The following is a 20,281-nucleotide window of genomic DNA, read 5'->3' on the forward strand; positions in this document are numbered from 1 at the left end:
GATCCCCGGAGACCGCCATGGCCGAGCCACTCTCGCTGCTGGAGTTCGTGCAGCGCCTCGCGGGTGACGACGACCTGCGTGCGGACTTCGCCGCCGATCCGCACGGCGTCCTCGCCGACCACGGCCTGGACGGTCTCGCCCCCGAGGACGTGCGGGACGCGCTGATGCTCGTCGAGGACACCCGCACGGTCGAGTACCGACCCGACCACGTCACCGAACCCGGGCCGGACCTCGATCCGGCCGCAGGCCCGGACGCGGTCGTGCGCTGGTTCGCCGACTACGCGGGACTACCCACCGAGCCGGCGCCGCTCACCGTCGACGTCGCGGACGACATCGACGACCTCGACCTGCCCCCGGCCGGGCGCGGCGAGTTCGATCCCCTGGCGGACGAGGTCGACGACTTCTCCGGCTACTCCGCCGGGTCCCCGTACGACGACGGGTTCGGTCACGGCGTCGGCCCGGGCCTGCCGGGCGCCGACGAGTTCGACCCGGTGCTCGCCGACCCGGACGCGCCGGTCGCCGATCCGGTGTTCGACGAGCCGTTCGACGAGTTCGACGCCGAGCCCCACACCGAGCTCGACACCGCGCCCGACACCGAAGCCGAGCCGAACGGGTTCACCCCGGCCGACGATCTCGGCCCGCACGCCTGATCCGCATTCCGCGAATACGTCGTCAGCCCCGCCTCCCGCGCGGGGCTGACCTGTGTCTGCGCCGTTCGTGTCTGCGCAGTTTCTGCGTCGCTCCGCGCCGCCACCTCTTCGACGGTGTCCCTCGACCGGGCGAAACCTGCACCGTCCGGCCTGGACGGCCCGCCGTTGCCCGATCGGGGGGTGGGCCTCACCCCCGGCCTCCCCCTACATTTCCCTCGGCGATCCCCGTACGCGGCGGACCAGGACTGTGGGTGTTCCCCGATGGTTCGTGGCTGTGTGGGCTCTACGTTTTTGGTCGAGGCCGGAGTTGATGGTCCGGCAGCTGTCTTGAACCCGAGCAGGGAGTGACCCGAGATGACCACGTCGACGACGCTGATCGAACTGATTCTGAGCTTGCTGCGGGACCCGGCTCAGCGGGCTGCGTTCCGGGAGGATCCGGAGGGTTTCCTGGCGTCGTGCGGGAACTTCACGGTGGAGGATGTGAAGGACGCGATCGATCTGGCGGATGTGCGGGACTCGCACGGCAACCACATCCATGTTCCGCCGGCGCCGCACCCGAAGCCGCATCCGGGCGAGTCGGACCACGAGGCTGCGGTTCGGTACCTGAACACCTACATCACGAACAACTACATCGACGATCGGGACATCACGAACATCGTCAACCAGGAGATCGACAACCGGGGTGGCCGGTTCGAGCAGGACATCGACTTCGTGTCGAACTCCGGTGACGGTGCGGTGGTGGCCGGTGAGGACATCGAGGACTCGACGGTCGTCACGGGCGACAACAACCAGATCGGTGACGGCAATGTTCAGGGCAGTGGGAACGTCGTCGGTGACGGCAACCAGGCTGTGACCGGGGATGACAACGCCACGAGCTTCGGTTCGGGGGATGTGAGCACGGTGGGTGGCTCGGTGTCGGTGGGCCCGGGTGGGGCTTACTCCGGCACGGGCAACGCGACCGCCGACAACGACGATGAGTCGATCAACGACTCGTTCAACACGACCACCAACACCACGGTCGAGGACTCGAACAACACGAGCAGCGCCTACACCTCGGACAACGACGTCGACTACAGCTCGACCGTCATCACCGACGACAGCACCAACACGCACAACGAGACCACCATCGAGGACTCGTTCAACATCGACTGATCCGCACCGCCGACCCCGGAGTAGCCTCCGGGTGATGCGACCGCCGGCCCTGCCACCCACCGGGTCCCGCCCGGGGGTGTGGCGGGGCCGGTGTCGTTGTGTGCGGGACGGCGTGCGTCGTTGACTGAGGGAGGGAAGTCCGTCGTGGCGGTACCGGCAGCGGTCGAGCTGGTCGATCTCGCGCTGAAGGCGACGAAGGCCTACGAACGTCCCGACCTCTCCGTCCGGCTGGAGCAGACCCGGCGGCGGCTGGCCGATCCCTCGGTGCGAGTGCTGGTGGTCGGCGAGTTCAAGCAGGGCAAGAGCCAGCTGATCAACGCGCTGGTCAACGCGCCCGTCTGCCCGGTCGACGACGACGTGGCCACGGCCGTGCCGACGGCGGTGCGCTACGCCGAGACCACGTCCGTCGCGCTGGTGCGGGAGGGCGACGATCCCGACGCCCCGCCGCAGCGCACCGAGATCCCGCTGGGCAAGCTCGCCCAGTACGTCTCGGAGGCGGGCAACCCCGGCAACCGGGCCGGGCTGTCCTACGCCGACATCGCGATCCCGCGCAAGCTGCTCGCCGGCGGCCTGGTGCTCGTCGACACCCCCGGAGTCGGCGGCCTCGGTTCGGCGCACGGCGCGGCCACCATGTCCGCGCTGCCCAGCGCCGACGCGGTGCTGCTCGTCTCCGACGCCGCTCAGGAGTACACGCGGCCCGAGCTCGAGTTCCTCGACGCCGCGATGAAGCTGTGCCCGAACGTGGCCTGCGTGCTCACCAAGACCGATCTCTACCCGCACTGGCGGCGCATCCTCGATCTCGACCGCGGCCACCTCGAGCGGGCCGGGGTCCGGGCGCCGATCTTCCCCGTCTCGTCGAGTCTGCGCCTGCACGCCGCGCAGACCAAGGACGACGAGCTGATGGCCGAGTCCGGGTTCCGGGACCTCATCGACTACCTGGTGCGCCAGGTCGTGGGCGCGGCTGACGTGCTCGCCCGCCGCTCGGCCAGCCAGGACGTGCTGATGGTGACCGACCAGCTCGCCGCGCAGATGCAGTCCGAGCTGTCGGTGCAGGAGAACCCGGAGCGGGTCGAGGCGCTGATGGCCGAGTTGAACAAGGCCAAGGCGCGCGCCGAGGAGCTCAAGCGCAACACCTCCCGCTGGCAGATCACCCTCAACGACGGCGTGGCCGACCTGCAGTCCGACATCGAGTACGACCTGCGCGACCGGCTGCGCGCGATCGGGCGGGAGGCCGAGCAGCTCATCGACGACGCCGATCCCGCCGACGTGTGGGACCAGTTCGCCCAGTGGTTCCACCAGCAGGTGGCGACCGCGGCCTCGGCCAACTTCGTCTGGGCCCACGAGCGGGCCCGGTGGCTGGCCGCCCGCGTCGCCGAGCACTTCGCCGAGAGCGCCGACGTGGTGCTGCCCGACCTGCAGTTCCAGGACGAGGGCATGGCCCGCAAGGTCGATCCGCTCACCCAGCCGGAGGTGGAGAAGCTGAAGCTGGGCGGGGCGATCCTGACCGGTATGCGCGGCGGTTACGGTGGTCTCCTGATGATCGGTTTGGCCACGACGATCGCCGGGCTCGGCCTGCTGAACCCGTTCTCCGCGGCAGCGGGCCTGCTGTTCGGCGCCAAGACGGTGAAGGACGAGAAGAAGCGCCTGCTCGAACGCCGTCGCGCGGAGGCCAAGACCGCCGTGCGCAAGCACATCGACGAGGTCGTCTTCCAGGTCGGCAAGGACTCCCGCGACATGCTGCGGCGCACCCAGCGGCAGCTGCGCGACCACTTCAACGCGCTCGCCGAGGAGCTGGCGACCTCGATCAGCGCGTCGGTGCTCGCGGCGCAGAACGCGCTCAAGACCACCACCGGTGAGCGGGACAAGCGCATCCGCGACCTGAAGGCCGAGCTGGAACGGGTCGAAGCGCTCGCCCGCCGGGCCAGAGCGCTCGTCGCGGACCTGCCGGCCCAGCAGCCGACCCCGGTCGTCGCCCGATGACCCGTCCCGTCCAGCCCGGCGGCGCACCGTCCCTCGGCGCCGAGGTACGGATCCTCCTCCGGCGCGCCATCGACGTCTACCGCGACAGCCCCGCGGCCGTCGGTTGGCTGCAGCACCATCTGGCCCGCTTCGACGAGCCGCTGCGCGTCGCGATCGCCGGTAAGGTGAAGGCCGGCAAGTCGACCCTGCTGAACGCGCTCGTCGGCGAATCGATCGCCCCGACCGACGCGGGCGAGTGCACCCGTGTCGTCACGTGGTACGTCGACGCGCCGGTTCCCAAGGTCACGATGTTCCCCCGCAGCGGCGTTCCGAAGCAGCTCACGATCAGCCGGGCCGGGGGCGGGCTGTCGTTCGACCTGCTCGGCACCCCGGTCGAGCAGATCGAGCGGCTCGAGGTGCAGTGGCCGTCGCAGAGCCTGCGCGCGCACACGCTCATCGACACGCCCGGAATCGCGTCGCTGTCGAAGGACACCTCGGCGCGGGCCGGGGCCTTCCTCGCGCCGGAGGACTCGCCGACGCAGGCCGACGCCGTCATCTACCTGATGCGCCACCTGCACGCGACGGACGTCGACTTCCTCGAGTCCTTCTACGACCAGGGCGTCGCCCGCGCCACCCCGATCAACACGATCGCGGTGCTGTCCCGGGCCGACGAGATCGGCGTCGGCCGGCTGGACGCGCTCAACTCGGCGCGGCGCATCGCCCAGCGCTACCGGGCCGACCCGAAGATCCGGGCGCTGTGCCAGACCGTCGTCGCGGTGGCCGGGCTGCTCGCCGAGACCGGCCGCACGATGCGCCAGCACGAGTTCGCGGCGCTGACCGCGCTCGCCGGCCTGCCCCGCAAGGAGGTCGACTCGATGCTGCTGTCGGTCGACCGGTTCTCCACGATGGAGCTCGATGCGGGTCTGCCCGACGCGGAGACCCGTGGCCGGCTGATCGAGCGGTTCGGGCTGTTCGGGGTGCGGCTGGCCACGACACTCATCCGGCAGGGCATCACGGACCCTACGGCGGTGTCCGCAGAGCTGGTCAAGCGCAGCGGCCTCGACGATCTGCGCTCCGTCCTGGCCACCCAGTTCACCGAGCGCCGCGACCTGCTCAAGGCCCGCTCGGCGCTGCTCGCGATCGATCTGGTGCTGACCAGGGAACCGCGACCGTCCGCCGCACCGCTGGCCGCCGAGGTGGAGCGCATCCTGTCCGGTGCCCACGAGTTCGCCGAGCTGCGCCTGCTGTCCACGCTGCGGTCCGGCGCCATCGCGCTGCCGCCGGAGGTCATCGCGGAGGCGGAGCGGCTGCTGGGCGGTGAGGGCGGCTCCCCGGCGGCCCGGCTCGGGCTGGACCCCTCCGCCGATCCGCAGGAACTGCGGGCCGCGGCCCTGGATGCGGCCACCCGGTGGGCGCGACGCGCGGAGAGCCCGATGTCCAGCCGGGCGATCTCGGACGTCGCACGGCTGGTGGTGCGCAGCTGTGAAGGGGTGCTCGCGCAGCTGCCCCACTGAGCTCCGCAGCGCTCGGCCGAGCTCTGCAGCAGCTGCACAGCGTTCTACTGCTGCTGCACGATCTGGCGCAGCTGGGCGAACAGCTCCCCGCGGCTCGTGGCCCCCAGCCGCTGCCGCATGCGGGCGACGTGGTGCTCGACGGTCTTGGCGGAGATGAACAGCTGCTCGCCGATCTCCTTGTAGGTCTTCCCCTCGACCAACAGGGCAGCGACCTCGCGCTCCCGCTCGCTGAGCGGGCCGGACTCCTCGGCGGGTGCGGGCTGCGGGGCCTGCGCGGGCACCGCCGGCATCCCCGACGGCGGGGTCTGTGCGTCCGCCGCGATGTCCGGGCCGCTGCCGGTCGCCTGCAGGGCACGCGCCGTCTGCAGCAGCGCCGTCATCGCCTTGCGGTCGCGAGTGCGGATCGCGGCCTGACCGGCCAGCTTCCCGCCCTCCCACGACATCCCCACGGCGTGCAGTCCGCGCGCTGCGGCCTCGACCGCGGCCGGGTCCACGTCGGCATCGAGCATCCGCACCCAGTGCGGCGCAGCGGTGGCCATGGCGGCGGCGTAGCGGCTCCCGCCCGCCGCGCGCTCCAGCGCGGCGGCGTGTCGAGCGGCTTCCTCGCGGTCCTCGGCGAGGATGGCGGCCTGCAGCCGGCCCCAGTGCAGGGGCGCCGCCCACAGCGGTGGATCACCGAGCCGGGCCAGCAGCGCGTCGGCCTCGGCGAGGTGCGGCGCCACCCAGCTGGGCTCCCGCAGCCGGGTCGCCGCGATCGCCAGCTCGCCCAGCTCGTGGAGCATGTAGAGATCGACGGGATGGCGCACGACCGCCTCCCGGGCGCGGCCCCACGCCGGCATCAGCGCGGCCAGGTCCCCGGTCCGGCGCGCGATCGCCACCTCGAGCGCGGCGGCGAGGAACTCGTCGCGCGGCTCCAGGTCGCGGCCGACGCCGGTCAGCGCTGCCCGTGCCGCCGCGACCGTTCCCCGGGCGAGCGCGATCCAGCCCAGCAGCAACCGGTGCCGGGGGGCTGCGCCGCGTCCGCCCGTCCGCGAGCGCAGCGCGCGTTCCAGCACGGACCGGGCCACCTCCAGCTCGCCGCAGTGCACCGCGACGATCGCCGCGAGTGCGGCCGGGTGATCGGGCAGCAGCACGGCCCGCACGTCGGACTCGATCATCGCCGCTGCTCGGGTGAGCAGCGACAGCGCCGCCGTCGGGGAGCCGGCGACCGACTCCCGGATGCCGTCGGCCACGAGGTCCTCCGCGCCGGCGAGCAGCGTCGGCACACCGGTCGCGTGCGGCTGCGGCTCCACCGGGCTGCCGGTGCCGATCAGGACCGGAACGGCGAGCGCGGACGGCCGTCCGGTCACCGAGTCGACGTAGCGGTAGAGCTCGGCGCTGCGGCCGAGCAGTCCGCGCCGGGCCAGCGCGGCTGCGGCGACGGTGCCCGCGAGCGCCGTGTCCGCCCGCGGCACCTCCTCGCCCGCGGACAGGACGCGATCGGCCTCGGCGAGCGCCGTGTCGACGTCTCCGCGGACGAGCGCCGCGTGCGCCCGGCGGGCGGCCACGGACAGCGGCGGGGCACCGGCCGCGACGGCCGCGGCGAACATCGCTTCGGCGTCGGGTGCCCCGGAGCGCAGCAGCTCGTCCCCGGCGGTGGTGAACAGCTCGGCCATGCGGGGCCCGGTGGCGCCGGTGCCGGCCAAACCACGGGCGACCGCGACGACGTTGCCGCCGCGGTCCAGCTCGCGCTCGGCCAGCGCCCGGCGGGCGGCGGTCCGCGACGCGGGCGGGGTGCGGGCCAGCACCGCGGCGCAGACGAGCGGAATCGGCCGCCCGTCCGCGCGGAGCAGCCCGGCCGCGATCGCGGCCTCCACGTGTTCGTCGAGCTCGGCGGTGCGGGTCAGGCCGAGGAGCGGGCCGAGCAGCTCGGCGTCCAAGGGCGCGCCCGCGGCGAGGTGCAGCAGCAGGTCGACGACGCCGGCCGGTTGCGCGGCGAGCAGGTAGCCGAGCTGGGCGATCAGCCCGGCCTCGCCGTCGCTCGCGGTCAGCAGCCGGTCCACCAGCAGCGGCACACCGCCGGTCCGGTCCAGGACGGCGGCGACGTGGCGGTCGTCGAGCCGACGGCCCAGCAGCCGCTCGGCCCGGACGGCGACGCCGGTGGCGTCGAGCGGTCCGAGCACCACGGGGGTGCGCCGGGCGGCCAGTACGGCGCCCAGCGCGGTGAGCTCCGGCGACCGCGGCCACGGCCGGTGCGCGACCACCAGCCAGCCGCCGGTGAGCTGCGCCAGGTGGCGCAGCTCACCGGGCCCGAGCAGGTGGGCGTCGTCGACGAGCAGTGCCTCGCCTGCCCCGAGCGGGCCGGCCGGCAGATCGGTGCGCACCGTGATCCCCGCGGTGCGGAACGCGGTGGCCAGCGCGTCGAGCAGCACGGTCTTGCCGTGTCCGCCCGGTCCGACCACGTCGAGCCTGCGCACCGTCTCCGGAGCGGCGACGACGTCGCGCAGGACGCGCATGGCCGGCGGCGAACCCGCCACCCCGGCGGCACCGGCGGTGGCCGCGGGCCCGTCTGCCGCCGACGTGCGTGCACTCACGGAACGTGTTCCCCCAGGCCGCGGATGTTGGGTGGTGCCAGGCTACCGATGTCGTCGCGGAGTGCTGATCCGGCTACCGTCAGGTGAACAGCCGGAGGTCCGGCGGCAGTCCCCCGCCCGCGTACACGTCCTCGGCCAGGTCGTGCAGCGCGGCGAGCGCGACGCTCTGCGTGAACGGCCCGTAGGAGACGCGCGCGACACCCAGCTCCTGCGCGGTCGAGAGGGAGATCGATCCGGGCACCCCCATGATGCTGATCTTCCGTTCGCCGAGCGCCTCGACGAGCCGCGCCACCGTCCGCTCATCGAGCCGCCCCGGGACGAAGAAGCACGCGGCGCCCGCGCCGAGGTAGGCCCGGCCCCGCTCGATCACGTCGGCGAGCAGCTCCTCCGGGTCGCGGTCCCGGCCCCTCAGGTAGGCGTCGGTGCGCGCGTTCAGCACGAAGGGGATCCCGGCCCGCTCCCCGGCGGCGACGGCGGCCTCGACCGCTCGGGCCGCCTCGGTGACCGGCGCCATCCGGTCCTCGAGGTTCGCGCCCACGACACCGAGGTCGATCGCGCGGGCCACCGTGTCGCCGGGGTCGCCGTAGCCGGCTTCGAGATCGGCGGAGACGGGTAGGTCGACGGCGCGGGCGATGCGCCCGATCGTCTCGAGCATCAGGTCGCGGGGGATCGCCTCCCCGTCGGGGTAGCCGTGGCTCGCGGCGATGCTGTGGCTGGCCGTGGCCAGCGCCTTCGTGCCGGGAACAGCCGCCACGACCTTGGCGGTGATCACGTCCCACACGTTCACCACCGTCAGCAGTTCGGGATCGGTGTGCAGGCGCAGCAGCTCGGCTGCCTCGGCGGCGAGGTTCGTCATGGTCGTGAGCGTGCCGCGGGGCGAGGTCGCAGCCCATCGATGTGCCGGTGCCCTGCGTCACTGCCCGGCGACCGGCTGCGGGTCCGTCGCTGATGGGGGTGGCGGGGTGATGCCGGCCTTGGCGAGCACTGCCGAACCGTTCTCGGCCTGCCCGACGAGCAGGGGCCAGGTCTCGCCGCCGAGGATGCCGTTGACCTCCTCGGTGCCGTGCGCGATCTGGAACAGGCGCACGGCCTCGGCGGTGCGCACGTCGTACCCACCGGTCACGGGCACGTGCAGCAGCTCCTGCGCGGCGCGGACAGCCGGCCCGACGTCGCCGATGCGCAGCAGTGGCCAGCGGGGCGGTGCGGCCTCCGCGGCGTCGATCCGCCTGCCGAGCAGCTGTGCGACCTCCGTGCGCAGGCGGGGGAGCGCGCCGTAGAGGTTGTCGCCGGGGCAGGCGGTGTCCTTGAAGTCGCGGTGCCCGTACAGCTCGCTCGGCGGGATGCCGTACTGCGTGCAGATGTAGGCGCAGGTCTCGCGCAGCTTCTCCCACAGTGCCTTGGGCGGGTCGACGTCGATGTAGGTGCCCTCGTTCTCGATGCCGATCGAGACCACGTTCTGCCCGGTGCAGTGCGCGCCCTCGACCTGCTGGCGGCCGGCGCGCAGGATCTCCAGGCTGCGGTGGCGGCCCTCGAGGAGCACCCCGCCGCGGCTGATCGTGAAGTGCTGCCCGGTGTCGATCCAGCCGCGGTGGTCCATGTGGAACTTCTGGATGGCCACGGCGAGGGCGATCGCCGCCTCGCGGCTGAAGTCGGCGACGTTCGGGGTCGCCGTGTGGTGGACGAGGATCTTGACCGGGCGCTGGTCCCAGATCGTCACGGGCCTGCTCGGCGGCCGCGCGCCCCACTCGTCGCAGGGGAGGATGGACGGTTCCTCGGCGGCCTGTGCGGTGCCCGCGCCGAGCAGCACCGCACCGCCGGCGAGCACGAGACCGCCGGTGAGGACGCTCCGCCGCGGGACCCCGCCATCGGTCATCCCGCAGCTCCCATCGGTCCCAAGAACCCCATCGTGCTCACGTGCACCATGCGTCACGGGGAGGGGATAGCACAACAGTGCGGCACGAAGGAGTGATTCCGAGTGCGCTTGTCGTGGGTTACCAGCCAGTAATACGATTGCGGTTACTGGCGAGTAGCAACGCTGTGCTGAGGGAGCTGAGGGCCATGGGCCACTTCAAGAGCAACCTGCGCGACATCGAGTTCAACCTCTTCGAGGTCTTCCGCGTGCAGGACCGGCTGGGGTCGGCCCCGTTCGAGGGCGTGGACCTCGACGGTGCCCGTGACACGCTGCGGGAGCTCAACGCCCTCGCGGTCGGCCCGCTGGCGGAGTCGTTCGCCGACGCCGACCGCAACCCGCCCGTCTACGACCCCGCCACGTTCTCGGTGACCCTGCCCGAGTCGCTGAAGAAGTCGTACCGGGCGCTCGTCGACGGCGAGTGGTGGCGACTGAGCCTGCCCGAGGAGCTGGGCGGCTACGGGATCCCGCCGTCCGTGCAGTGGGCCGCCGCCGAGCTGATCCTCGGCTCCAACCCCGCCGTCTTCATGTACATGGCCGGGCCGAACTTCGCCTCCGTCATCCACCGCAACGGCACCGAGCAGCAGAAGCGCTGGGCGGAGATCATGATCGAGCGCGGCTGGGGCGCCACGATGGTGCTCACCGAGCCCGACGCCGGCTCCGACGTGGGTGCGGGGCGAACGAAGGCCGTCGAACAGGAGGACGGCAGCTGGCACATCGAGGGCGTGAAGCGGTTCATCACCTCGGCCGAGCAGGACCTGACCGAGAACATCATGCACCTGGTGCTGGCCCGCCCCGAGGGCGCAGGCCCGGGCACCAAGGGCCTGTCGCTGTTCCTCGTGCCGAAGTTCCACTTCGACCCGCAGACCGGCGAACTGGGCGAGCGCAACGGCGTCTTCGTCACCAACGTCGAGCACAAGATGGGGCTCAAGGCCTCCACCACGTGCGAGCTGACGTTCGGTCAGCACGGCAAGCCGGCCGTCGGCTGGCTGCTCGGCGAGGTGCACGACGGCATCGCGCAGATGTTCCAGGTCATCGAGTACGCCCGGATGATGGTCGGCACCAAGGCCATCGGCACGCTGTCGACCGGCTACCTGAACGCGCTGGAGTACGCCAAGGAGCGCGTGCAGGGCCCCGACATGACGCAGATGACCGACAAGAGCGCGCCGCGCGTCACGATCACCCACCACCCCGACGTGCGCCGCTCGCTGATGCTGCAGAAGGCGTACGCGGAGGGCCTGCGCGCGGTCTACCTCTACACCGCCACCTTCCAGGACGAGGTCCAGGTGGCGCAGCAGAGCGGCGGCGACGCGTCGCTCGCCGAGCGCGTCAACGACCTGCTGCTGCCGATCGTGAAGGGCGTGGGCTCGGAGCGGGCCACCGAGCAGCTCGTGCAGTCGCTGCAGACCCTCGGCGGATCCGGCTTCCTGCAGGACTACCCCATCGAGCAGTACATCCGCGACGCCAAGATCGACTCGCTGTACGAGGGCACCACGGCGATCCAGTCGCTCGACTTCTTCTTCCGCAAGATCGTGCGGGACAAGGGCCAGGCGCTGATGTACGTGGCCGGGCAGATCCAGGAGTTCATCAAGGCCGAGTCGGGCAACGGCCGGCTCAAGGAGGAGCGGGAGCTGCTCGCCACCGCGCTGGCGGACGTGCAGGGCATGGTCGGCGCGCTCACCGGCTACCTCATGGCTGCGGCCGAGGACCCGAAGAGCATCTACAAGGTCGGCCAGCACACCGTCCGGTTGCTGATGGCCGTCGGCGACCTGCTCGTGGGCTGGCTGCTGCTGCGCCAGGCCGAGGTCGCGCTCGCCGCGCTCGGCGGTGACGCCTCGGAGAAGGACAAGGCCTTCTACGAGGGGAAGATCGCGGTGGCGCGGTTCTTCGCCAAGACCCAGCTGCCGCTGCTCACCCCGCAGCGCACGATCGTCGAGAACGCGGACAACAGCCTCATGGAGATCCCCGAAGCTGCGTTCTGAGCGGATCCCCGGTTGGGACCAGCGGGCCCGGCACCCCGGCGGGTGCCGGGCCCGTGTTGTCCGGTCAGCCGGCGATGTAGCTCGCCAGCTGCTGGGCCTCGTTCTCCAGCAGGTCGATGCGGGCCTTCACCAGGTCGCCGATGCTGACGATCCCGACGAGTTCGCCGTCGACCACGACCGGCATGTGCCGGAACCGCTTCTCGGTCATGATGCGCGCCAGATCGGCCACCGAGTCGCCGGGTGCGCACGTGGTGACCGAGGTACTCATGATCGCCGAGGTGGCGGTGTCCAGCAGCCCCGGTCCGTCGCTGTGGAGACGGCGCACGATGTCGCGCTCGGACACGATCCCGACGACCGTCTCCCCGTCGACGACCGGAACCGCACCGATGTTGTGCTCGGCGAGGACGGCCAACAGGTCGCTGACCGTCGTGCTCGGCGACACCGTCGCGACGTCGGTGCCCTTTCGCTTCAACACGTCTGCGATCCGCATGCGCGATCCCCGATCTCGTCGACGCTGGTGAACTATCGAGGGTACGAACTGTGACGCAGATCGCGAAAGTGGTGAATCAGCCTCCGCACTCCACGATCGGGGAGGGGTTGTAGCGCACGGTGCGCGTCGGCTCCGTGCGCACCTCCCCGGTCCTGATGTTCTTCAGGACGCGGGTGTCGGTCACCGTGAAGCCGGGCGCCCCCTTGCTCGGCGAGCACGGCTGGCCGGCGGGGATCGTCACGGTCTTCGGTGCGGTCGGCGCGGTGCGCGGCCCGGTGATGGACGTGACCTCGTAGTACTTCGTGCCGAACATCCGCACCGTGATCGACGTGGGCGTCCACGCCGTCTGGATCATGATCGCGGTCGGCGTGTCGTTGCGGAACTTGAGGTCGATGACGTTGCCGAACACCGTCGCCTCGCGCCCGGCCGGGTAGCGGCTGATGTAGTAGCTGTGCTCCTTGTGCTCCAGCAGCGTGAGCCCGGCGAAGTAGGCCGCGTTGTAGAGCGTCGTGGCGACCTGGGAGACCCCGCCGCCGACACCGCGGGACGGGTGACCGTCCTCGATGATGCCGGCCTCGACGTAGCCGTTGGAGGCGTCGCGCGGGTTCGTCTTGGCGTTCAGGCTGAACGTCTCGCCCGGCCGCACGACCGTGCCGTTGATCTGCTCGGCGGCCCGCTTGATGTTGCGGCCGGAGTCGGTCGCGAACCCACCGGTGGTGAACTCGCTGACCAGGCTCGTGATGCCGAGCTCCTTGATCTCCTCCGTGGTCAGGTCCGCGGGCTTGTCCGCGTACACCGCCTCGATCCTGCGCTGGTCGGCGCTGATCAGGGGCGGGCCCATCGCGACCGCGGTGGCCTCCCAGTCGACGCCGCGCCCGTCCTGGGAGGGCACGATCACCGGGGTGCCCGAGGAGACGTCGATCGAGGCGTCGCGGCCGGGCCGCTCCGACGGCGCGAAGGCCTCGCCCGCGACCTGCTCGAGCATGGTCGGGTTGACCTCGCCGATCAGGTCGCCGTTCTCGCCCGGCTTGAAGGTCAGCACGGACGCGATCTGCTGCGGGGTCAGCGTGATGGCCGTGCCCGCCTCACCGGTCAGGGTGAACGGCGACGCGATCGCCGGCTCCGCGACCGTCTCGATCGCCTTCGCGACGCCCTCGGCGGTGGTCAGCGGCGGGAGCGTAGTCAGCGGGAGGACGACGGTCGCGCCGTTGACCCACTCGCGGCGGAGCGTCTGCGCGGCCGCGGCCACGTCGAGCTCCTGACCGGGCTCCGGATCGACCGCGATCGGCCGCGTGCCCTCGAACCGCACGGTGCCCTCGGCGGCCGGGCGGTTGACGATCGGTGACAGTTCGGTCAGCGCCGCGTCCAGGGCCGCCTCGTCGACGTCGGAGACCACGTCCACGGGGCGGCTGGTGAACAGCGACGTGATCCGGGTGATCGGGTTCAGCGGCTGTTCACCCGCCGCCGCGATCGTCGCCGGCCAGTTGATCCGCAGACCCGCAGCCACCGGGTCGATCGTGCTGGCGGCCTCGCCGGCCTGGACCGGTACAGGCGCGGTGGCGCGCGGTTCGAGCTCGGCGCGCAGGCGCTGCTCCGCGGCAGTGGGTTCCATCCCGCCGATCGGCACGCCCGCGACGGTCACACCGCGCGGGATCGTGCCCTGGCTGAGCAGCAGGTCACCGCCGTAGACGAGGCCGGCGAGCACCACGAGCGCGCCGATCCCGAGCAGCAGCTTCCGGCCGCGGCGGCGCGGCGGCCGATCGGTGGCGCCACCGTCGGCGGTGCTCACGGTGGGCGGCTCGTCGGCAGGGGGCTCCTCGCCGCGCGGCGGCAGCGGTAGCCGTTCGGTGACCGGGTCGAGGTTCGCCTCGGCGTTCGAGATCGGCGGCTGGGCGAGCGGGGGCAGCTTGCTCGGCCGGGTGGGGTCCTCGTCGACCGCGCCGGTGGTCTTCGCCGCGGGATTCACCGGGAGCGCCTGCGTCGGCTCGTCGGCCCACGGTTCGAACCACGCGCTGGTGGGCCGGGCGAGCACGACGGTCTGCTCGTCGCCCGCGGGCGGGGCCGGGCGCTTTCCGTTCGGCGGCGTGGCGGGCCTGTCGGTCGGCTGGGTGGTCGGCTGGGTAGCTGCCGGCTGCGCGGTCGTCGTCGCTGCGGGCTGGTCAACGGACTTGGCCGGGGGCTCCCCGGCAGGCTTCGCCGGGGCCGGTGCCGTCGGGGCCGGTGCCGTCGGGGCCGTCGGGATCGGTGCGACGACCTCCGCGGTCGCCTCGTCCGCCGGAGACTCGGCCTGCTTCGCCGTGTCCGTCGCCGAGGTCGCCGCTGCGGCCTCGGTCGTGGCCTTGTCCGTGCCCTTGTCCGTGCCTTCGTCGGTGGCCTCGTCCGTGCCCTCGTCGATGGCTCTGTCGATGGTCGCGGGGATGGGCTGTGCGACGGTCGCCTCGTCGATCGCGGCGGGCTCCTCGCCGGTCTTCGCGCCGGCCTCGTCGTCGGCAGCGGGCTCGGCGGCGCTCTGCTCCGCGGGGGCCCCGGGCTTGGCCGTGGGCACGGTGTCCTGCTCGGGGGCGGGGGCGCCTGCGGCCGCGGCGGGTTGCGCGGCGGTAGCGGGCGTCGGGGCGGTCGGCTGCGGATCGGCGGCGGTCGCGGTGCCGGAGCCGTCGGTGGCGGCCGGTCGGGGTGCAGGCCCGTCAGGCGCGGCGGGGCTCTTTGCCGAGGGATCGGCCGGCGCCGACGGTTCGCCTTGAGGGGTCGCGACGGTCGGCGCGTCGGAACCCGGCGTGTTCCGTTCCCCCGTGGCCGGGTCAGCGGTCGATGCCTGCCGCTCGGGCATGACGTCTGGTTCCCCTCAGCTTCGCGACCGTGCCCCACAACGGTCGCCGACGTTCACAGGTACAGGCCGGTGCCGTGCTCGGCGCGCTCGGACGCGACGGCGTGCAGCTCCCGCTCGCGGAGCACCAGGTACGTGGTCCCCTGGACGTCGACCTCGTACTGGTCGTCACGGGCGAACAGGACGCGGTCACCGACCTTGACCGTGCGCACGTGGCTGCCGACGCCGAACACCTCACCCCATACCAGCTTCTTGCTCACCTCGGCCGTCGCCGGGATGACGATGCCCGCGCTGCTGCGCCGCTCCCCGGTCCCGTCGGCTTTCACCATGACCCGGTCGTGAAGCATCTGGATCTGGAGTTTCGGGTCCTGCACCTGAAAGATGCTACGGCCATTGCCCGACGTGTACGGACCCGCCCGCCCCCACGACGTGACGGGGCCGACACTCCCCGACCGCGCGACGCGACCGGCTCCGCCTGTGAGCGACGACGTAGGCCGACGACTGCTGCGTACGGGGCCTGCAGCTGCGCACCCTGAGCGGCACGGGTGGACCCCAGCTGCCCGCCGTCAGGTGCGACTTCCCGCGGCGCCGCGGACCCGCCGAGCAGAGCGACGGCGATCGAACAGAGAACCCCGCGGGGCTGCCAGGTCGGGGGTCCGACAGCACCGCGGGGCTGTCCTTGCATTCGCCGGACCACCCGTCGGCGTTACACCCCGTCACGATCCAGCCAGGAATCACCCGTTCGGGTTAACCAGGTTGGTTGAGGAGGTAACGCCCGAAGTGCGGCACGGTGAACGCGATCTGACCGCGCTGGGCCGAGAAGACGAGTCCCTTCTTCAGGAGGCTGTCGCGGGCCGGGGAGAGCGAGGACGCGCGCCGGGAGAGGTGCTCGGCGATGCTCGCGGTGGTGACCGGCTCGTCGCGGCCCTCGGCCAGCTCGGCCATGGCGCGCAGGTACTCGCGTTCGGCGGGGGTCGCGCGCTCGTAGCGGGAGCCGAAGAAGCCGACGGCGAGCTCGGCCTCGGCCTCGGGGGCGGCGACCTTGACGTCGAGGACGTCGATGGGGCTGCGCGGGGCGGCGTCCCACGCGGCTTTGCCGTACGCCTGCACGAAGTAGGGGTAGCCGCTGGAGGCCTCGAAGAGCGCATCCAGGGCCTCCGGGGAGAAGGTGGCGCCTTCGCGTTCGGCGGGGGCGAGGAGGGCGAAGTCGGCGTCGGCGCGGTCGAGCTGGCCGATGCGCGCGTACGTGAACAGCCGCTCCGAGTAGGACTTGGAGGCGGAGAGCACGGCCGGCAGGTGCGGCAGGCCGGCGCCGACGACCACGAGCGGTGCGCGCGACTGGGACAGTTCGTGGCAGGCGGCGCACAGGGCGGAGACGTCGTCGGGGCGCAGGTCCTGCATCTCGTCGATGAAGACGGCGACACCCGCTTCGAGGTCCGCAGCGAGGGATGCGACCTCGGTGAACAGCTCGACGAGGTCGATCTCGATGTCGCCGGAGTCGGCGCGGCCGGTGCGGACGGGCACGTCGATGCCGGGCTGCCAGCGGTCGCGCAGCTTCGCGTCGGAGGGGGCGGAGCGCAGGGCGAACGCCTTGAGCACGCCGAGGACCTCGGCGACGCGGTCGGGGTTGGGGTGGCGGACGGCGAGATCGCGGATGGCGCGGTGCAGCGCGGCGGACATGGGCCGGCGCAGGTCCGCGTCGGGGCGGGCCTCGATCTTGCCGGTGCCCCACCCGACCTGCTGCGCCATCGACCGCATCTCGCCGAGCAGCACCGTCTTGCCGACCCCGCGCAGCCCGGTGAGGACGAGGCTGCGTTCGGGGCGGCCCCGTGCGACGCGTTCGAGCACGATGTCGAACGCGTCGAGCTCCTTGTCCCGCCCGGCGAGCTCGGGCGGCCGCTGACCTGCACCGGGGGCGAACGGGTTGCGCACGGGATCCACGCATCCGACCGTATCCGCGGTTCTTGATCAAACCGTAGAAGCGGCTATCGAACGCCATGGCGTGTCGCGGATCGGGCTGCATCGGGCGGTCTCGGGCTGGGGCTAGAGACCGCTATGGAGTGTGATCGCAGCTCGATCGGCGCGTATCCGGCTGTCTCGGTGCGGCGCTAGACGGACCGAGACAGCCGGATGGGATCGCGGTTGCGCGGCCCGTATCCGCCTCTCTGTGGTGCGCGCTAGAGACCGGAACAGCAACGAACGGCGTGTGTTCGTGGGGATCGATCGGGGCGTATGCCGCTCTCTCGCCGTCGGGCTAGACGGGGTTAGGAAGCCCGAGCGTCGGGCGGCGCCAGCCCGTCGTCGGTCGCACGACCGGGTCCCTCGACGGCACGGCCCGTGCCAGGGCCGGAGCCACGGCCGTCGTCCACCACCTCGCCCTCGACGATCTCGCCGCCGTGGATGTGCACCGTCCGCAGCCCCGTCCGCTGCTCCGCGGCGCGCAGGACGCGGCGGCGGATGAAGGACCGGGTGGGCGGCAGCACCAGCAGCAGCCCGGCGAGGTCGGTGACCAGGCCGGGGATGAGGAACAGCAACCCGCCCACGGCCACGAGCAGGCCGTCGGTGAGTTCGGCCGCGGGCATGCGGCGGTTGGCGACGGCCTCCCCGATCGCCTGGAGGGCGCGCACCCCCTCCCGGCGGGCCAGCCACACCCCGAGCACGGCAGCGGCGAGCAGCAGCACCAGCGTCCAGCCGACGCCGATCACCGAGCCCACCGCGACGAGCGCGAGGATCTCGACGACGAGGTAGAGCAGGACGAACGGCATGTCAGTACAACGAGCGGGAAACCGGGATCGTCCCCGTCCGTGCGTCACGGTTCCATCTCGGGCTGCCCCGTCGGCTCACCACGTCAACGCCAGCCCCGGGTCGCTCAGCAGCGCCCCGACGTCGGCCAGGAAGCGCGAGCCCTGTTCCCCGTCGACGAGCCGGTGGTCGAACGACAGCGCGAGCTGGCAGACGGTCCGCACGGCCAGCTCCCCGTCCACCACCCACGGCATCGGCTTGATCGCGCCCACGGCGAGGATCCCGGCCTCGCCGGGGTTGAGGATCGGAGTGCCGGTGTCGACGCCGAACACGCCGACGTTGGTGATCGTGAACGTGCCGCCGACCAGGTCCGACGGCGGGGTCTTCCCGGCGCGGGCGGTCTCGGTCAGCTCAGCCAGCACGATCGCGAGCTCGCGCAGCGAGAGCGTGTCCGCGTCGCGGATCTTCGGCACGATCAGGCCGCGCGGGGTGGCCGCGGCGATCCCGAGCTGCACGTGGTCGTGGTAGACGATCTCGCCGGCGTCCTCGTCCCAGCGCGCGTTCAGCTCCGGGGTGCGTTCGACAGCCAGGCACACCGCCTTCGCGACGAAGGCCAGCGGCGTCAGCTTCACGTCGCGGTAGGCGCGGTCGGCGCGCAGCCGGTCGCGCAGCTGCATCGTCGCGGTGACGTCCACGCTGAGGAACTCGGTGACGTGCGGCGCGGTGAACGCGCTCTGGGTGACCGCGGCCGCGGTGGCCCTGCGGACCCCGCGGATCGGCACCCGCCGCTCCCCGCCGCTGCTGACGGCCGGCGCGGCGCTCCCCGCGCCAGCGGCAGCCTCCACGTCGGCCCGAGTGATCACCCCGTCCGGGCCGGACGGGGTGACGGTGCGCAGGTCGACCCCGAGGTCCTTGGCCAGCTTGCGCACCGGCGGCTTGGCGAGCGGCACGGTCGCCCGGCCGTCGGTGGCCGGCGCCGCGGCGGGCGCGGGTCGGGGTTCGGGGGCCGGGGGCGGCGGTGCGGCGGGGCGCTTGCGCGGCCGTCGGGTCACCGACCCCGGGCGCGGCCCGTAGCCGACGAGCGTCGCGATGCGCCCGTCCTGCCCGGCCTCGCCGATCTTCGGCCCGCGCTCCTCCGCCGCTGCCGGTGCTGGTGGTGGTGCTGGTGCGGCGGCCGGCTCCGCCTCGGCCGTCTCGATCACGATGATCGGCGAGCCGACCGCGACGGTCTGCCCGGGCTGGACGAGCAGCTCGCCGACCGTGCCCGCCCACGGGCTGGGCAGCTCGACGGCGGCCTTCGCGGTCTCGATCTCGCACAGGATCTGGTTGACCTGGACCTGGTCGCCGGGGGCGACGTTCCAGGTGACGATCTCGGCCTCGGTGAGGCCCTCGCCGACGTCGGGCAGCGCGAACTCGCGGCGCATCAGCGAACCTCCCTCACCAGGCCAGCGAGCGGTCGACGGCGTCGAGCACCCGGTCGAGATCGGGCAGGTAGTCCTCCTCGATCCGCGACGGCGGGTAGGGCGTGTCGAACCCGGTCACCCGCAGCACCGGTGCCTCCAGGGAGTGGAAGCACGCCTCCTGCACCCGCGCGGCGATCTCGGAGCTCACCGACGCCTCGGACGGCGCCTCGGCGACGACGACCAGCCGTCCGGTGCGCCGCACCGACTCGAACACCGGGTCGAGGTCCAGCGGGGAGATCGTGCGCAGGTCGATCACCTCGAGGTCGCGGCCCTCGGCCTCCGCGGCCACGGCGGCGTCCAGGCAGGTCTTGACGACGGCCCCGTACCCGACGAGCGTGGCGGTGCTGCCCGGCCGGACCACTCGGGAGGCGTGCAGCGGCATCGGGGTGGCGTCGAGATCGACCTCGGCCTTCTCCCAGTAACGCCGCTTCGGCTCGAAGAAGATCACCGGGTCGTCGCTGGCGATCGCCTGCTGGATCATCCAGTACGCGTCGACCGGGTTGCCGCACGCGACGACCTTCAGCCCGGCGACGTGGGCGAACAGCGACTCCGGCGACTCGCTGTGGTGCTCGACCGCGCCGATCCCGCCGCCGAACGGGATGCGCACGACGACCGGCATCGGCACCTTGCCCTGCGACCGGAACCGCAGCTTCGCCAGCTGCGAGACGATCTGGTCGAACCCGGGGAAGACGAACCCGTCGAACTGGATCTCGCACACCGGCCGGAACCCCCGGATCGCCAGGCCGACCGCGGTGCCGATGATCCCGGACTCGGCCAGCGGCGTGTCGAGCACCCGCTGCTCGCCGAAGTCCTTCTGCAGGCCGTCGGTCACGCGGAAGACGCCACCGAGCTTGCCGACGTCCTCGCCCATGACGAGCACCTTGGGGTCGCGCTCCATCGCGGCGCGCAGGCCTTCGTTGACGGCTTTCGCCAGGGTGAGCGTGGCAGTGGCCATGTCCCGACTCCTCTCCTCGCGCTGTGGCCCGGCCACCCCGCTCGTGACGGGTGGCGGGCCAGGACGTG

15 protein-coding genes are annotated in these 20,281 nt (G+C 72.4%); 5 read left to right on the plus strand and 10 right to left on the minus strand.

What is annotated here, in order from left to right:
• The first annotated feature begins 17 nt into the window (after nucleotides 1-17).
• From BUE41_RS27880 to BUE41_RS27895, 4 genes are all read left to right on the plus strand, one after another.
• Nucleotides 18-650 carry an IniB N-terminal domain-containing protein gene (locus BUE41_RS27880; protein WP_073460329.1) on the plus strand — a complete coding sequence of 211 codons (633 nt, stop codon included), beginning with the start codon at nucleotides 18-20 and terminating at the stop codon, nucleotides 648-650.
• A 354-nt stretch (nucleotides 651-1,004) separates the two neighbouring features.
• Nucleotides 1,005-1,802, plus strand: a complete 798-nt coding sequence (locus tag BUE41_RS27885; RefSeq protein ID WP_073460330.1) for an IniB N-terminal domain-containing protein — start codon at nucleotides 1,005-1,007, stop codon at nucleotides 1,800-1,802.
• Nucleotides 1,803-1,946: 144 nt separating this feature from the next.
• Entirely contained in the window at nucleotides 1,947-3,782 is a 1,836-nt protein-coding gene (locus BUE41_RS27890; RefSeq protein WP_073460331.1) for a dynamin family protein, read from the plus strand.
• Nucleotides 3,779-5,275: a dynamin family protein gene (locus BUE41_RS27895; RefSeq protein ID WP_073460332.1), complete on the plus strand. Its 1,497-nt coding sequence runs from the start codon at nucleotides 3,779-3,781 to the stop codon at nucleotides 5,273-5,275. Before BUE41_RS27890 ends, BUE41_RS27895 begins: the two co-directional genes overlap by 4 nt.
• Nucleotides 5,276-5,319: 44 nt before the next feature.
• Here BUE41_RS27895 and BUE41_RS27900 read toward each other — a convergent pair whose 3' ends face one another.
• The 3 genes from BUE41_RS27900 to BUE41_RS27910 all read right to left on the minus strand — a co-directional run bounded on the left by BUE41_RS27900 (nucleotide 5,320) and on the right by BUE41_RS27910 (nucleotide 9,721).
• Nucleotides 5,320-7,848, minus strand: coding sequence for a helix-turn-helix transcriptional regulator (locus tag BUE41_RS27900; RefSeq protein ID WP_234997630.1), 2,529 nt, complete (start codon nucleotides 7,846-7,848; stop codon nucleotides 5,320-5,322).
• Between the two features lie 79 nt (nucleotides 7,849-7,927).
• Nucleotides 7,928-8,704: an isocitrate lyase/PEP mutase family protein gene (locus BUE41_RS27905; protein WP_073460333.1), complete on the minus strand. Its 777-nt coding sequence runs from the start codon at nucleotides 8,702-8,704 to the stop codon at nucleotides 7,928-7,930.
• 57 nt (nucleotides 8,705-8,761) lie between these two features.
• A complete protein-coding gene (locus BUE41_RS27910; protein ID WP_073460334.1) occupies nucleotides 8,762-9,721 on the minus strand; it encodes a peptidoglycan recognition protein family protein in 960 nt (319 codons plus the stop codon).
• A 185-nt stretch (nucleotides 9,722-9,906) separates the two neighbouring features.
• Between BUE41_RS27910 and BUE41_RS27915 the strand changes: the two genes are divergently transcribed.
• Nucleotides 9,907-11,739: an acyl-CoA dehydrogenase gene (locus BUE41_RS27915; protein ID WP_073460335.1), complete on the plus strand. Its 1,833-nt coding sequence runs from the start codon at nucleotides 9,907-9,909 to the stop codon at nucleotides 11,737-11,739.
• A 64-nt stretch (nucleotides 11,740-11,803) separates the two neighbouring features.
• On the opposite strand, the gene BUE41_RS27920 is transcribed toward BUE41_RS27915, so the two are convergent.
• The 7 genes from BUE41_RS27920 to BUE41_RS27950 form a co-directional block, all read right to left on the minus strand.
• Nucleotides 11,804-12,229: a CBS domain-containing protein gene (locus BUE41_RS27920; protein ID WP_073460336.1), complete on the minus strand. Its 426-nt coding sequence runs from the start codon at nucleotides 12,227-12,229 to the stop codon at nucleotides 11,804-11,806.
• Nucleotides 12,230-12,305: 76 nt separating this feature from the next.
• Entirely contained in the window at nucleotides 12,306-15,056 is a 2,751-nt protein-coding gene (locus tag BUE41_RS31550; RefSeq protein ID WP_200804144.1) for a VanW family protein, read from the minus strand.
• Between the two features lie 53 nt (nucleotides 15,057-15,109).
• Nucleotides 15,110-15,427 carry a GroES family chaperonin gene (locus BUE41_RS27930; protein WP_073460337.1) on the minus strand — a complete coding sequence of 106 codons (318 nt, stop codon included), beginning with the start codon at nucleotides 15,425-15,427 and terminating at the stop codon, nucleotides 15,110-15,112.
• 373 nt (nucleotides 15,428-15,800) lie between these two features.
• On the minus strand, nucleotides 15,801-16,994 hold the full coding sequence (locus BUE41_RS27935; RefSeq protein WP_073460338.1) for an ATP-binding protein: 1,194 nt from the start codon (nucleotides 16,992-16,994) through the stop codon (nucleotides 15,801-15,803).
• Nucleotides 16,995-17,317: 323 nt separating this feature from the next.
• The gene (locus tag BUE41_RS27940) at nucleotides 17,318-17,818 is read right to left on the minus strand and encodes an FxsA family protein (protein ID WP_073460339.1); all 501 of its coding nucleotides are present in this window, start codon (nucleotides 17,816-17,818) and stop codon (nucleotides 17,318-17,320) included.
• A 75-nt stretch (nucleotides 17,819-17,893) separates the two neighbouring features.
• Nucleotides 17,894-19,219 carry a dihydrolipoamide acetyltransferase family protein gene (locus tag BUE41_RS27945; RefSeq protein WP_073460340.1) on the minus strand — a complete coding sequence of 442 codons (1,326 nt, stop codon included), beginning with the start codon at nucleotides 19,217-19,219 and terminating at the stop codon, nucleotides 17,894-17,896.
• Between the two features lie 13 nt (nucleotides 19,220-19,232).
• Complete coding sequence (locus tag BUE41_RS27950; protein ID WP_084755997.1) at nucleotides 19,233-20,213, minus strand: alpha-ketoacid dehydrogenase subunit beta; 981 nt, start codon at nucleotides 20,211-20,213, stop codon at nucleotides 19,233-19,235.
• Nucleotides 20,214-20,281: the final 68 nt, after the last annotated feature.

It is taken from the genome of Pseudonocardia thermophila (assembly GCF_900142365.1).
GTDB lineage: Bacteria > Actinomycetota > Actinomycetes > Mycobacteriales > Pseudonocardiaceae > Pseudonocardia > Pseudonocardia thermophila.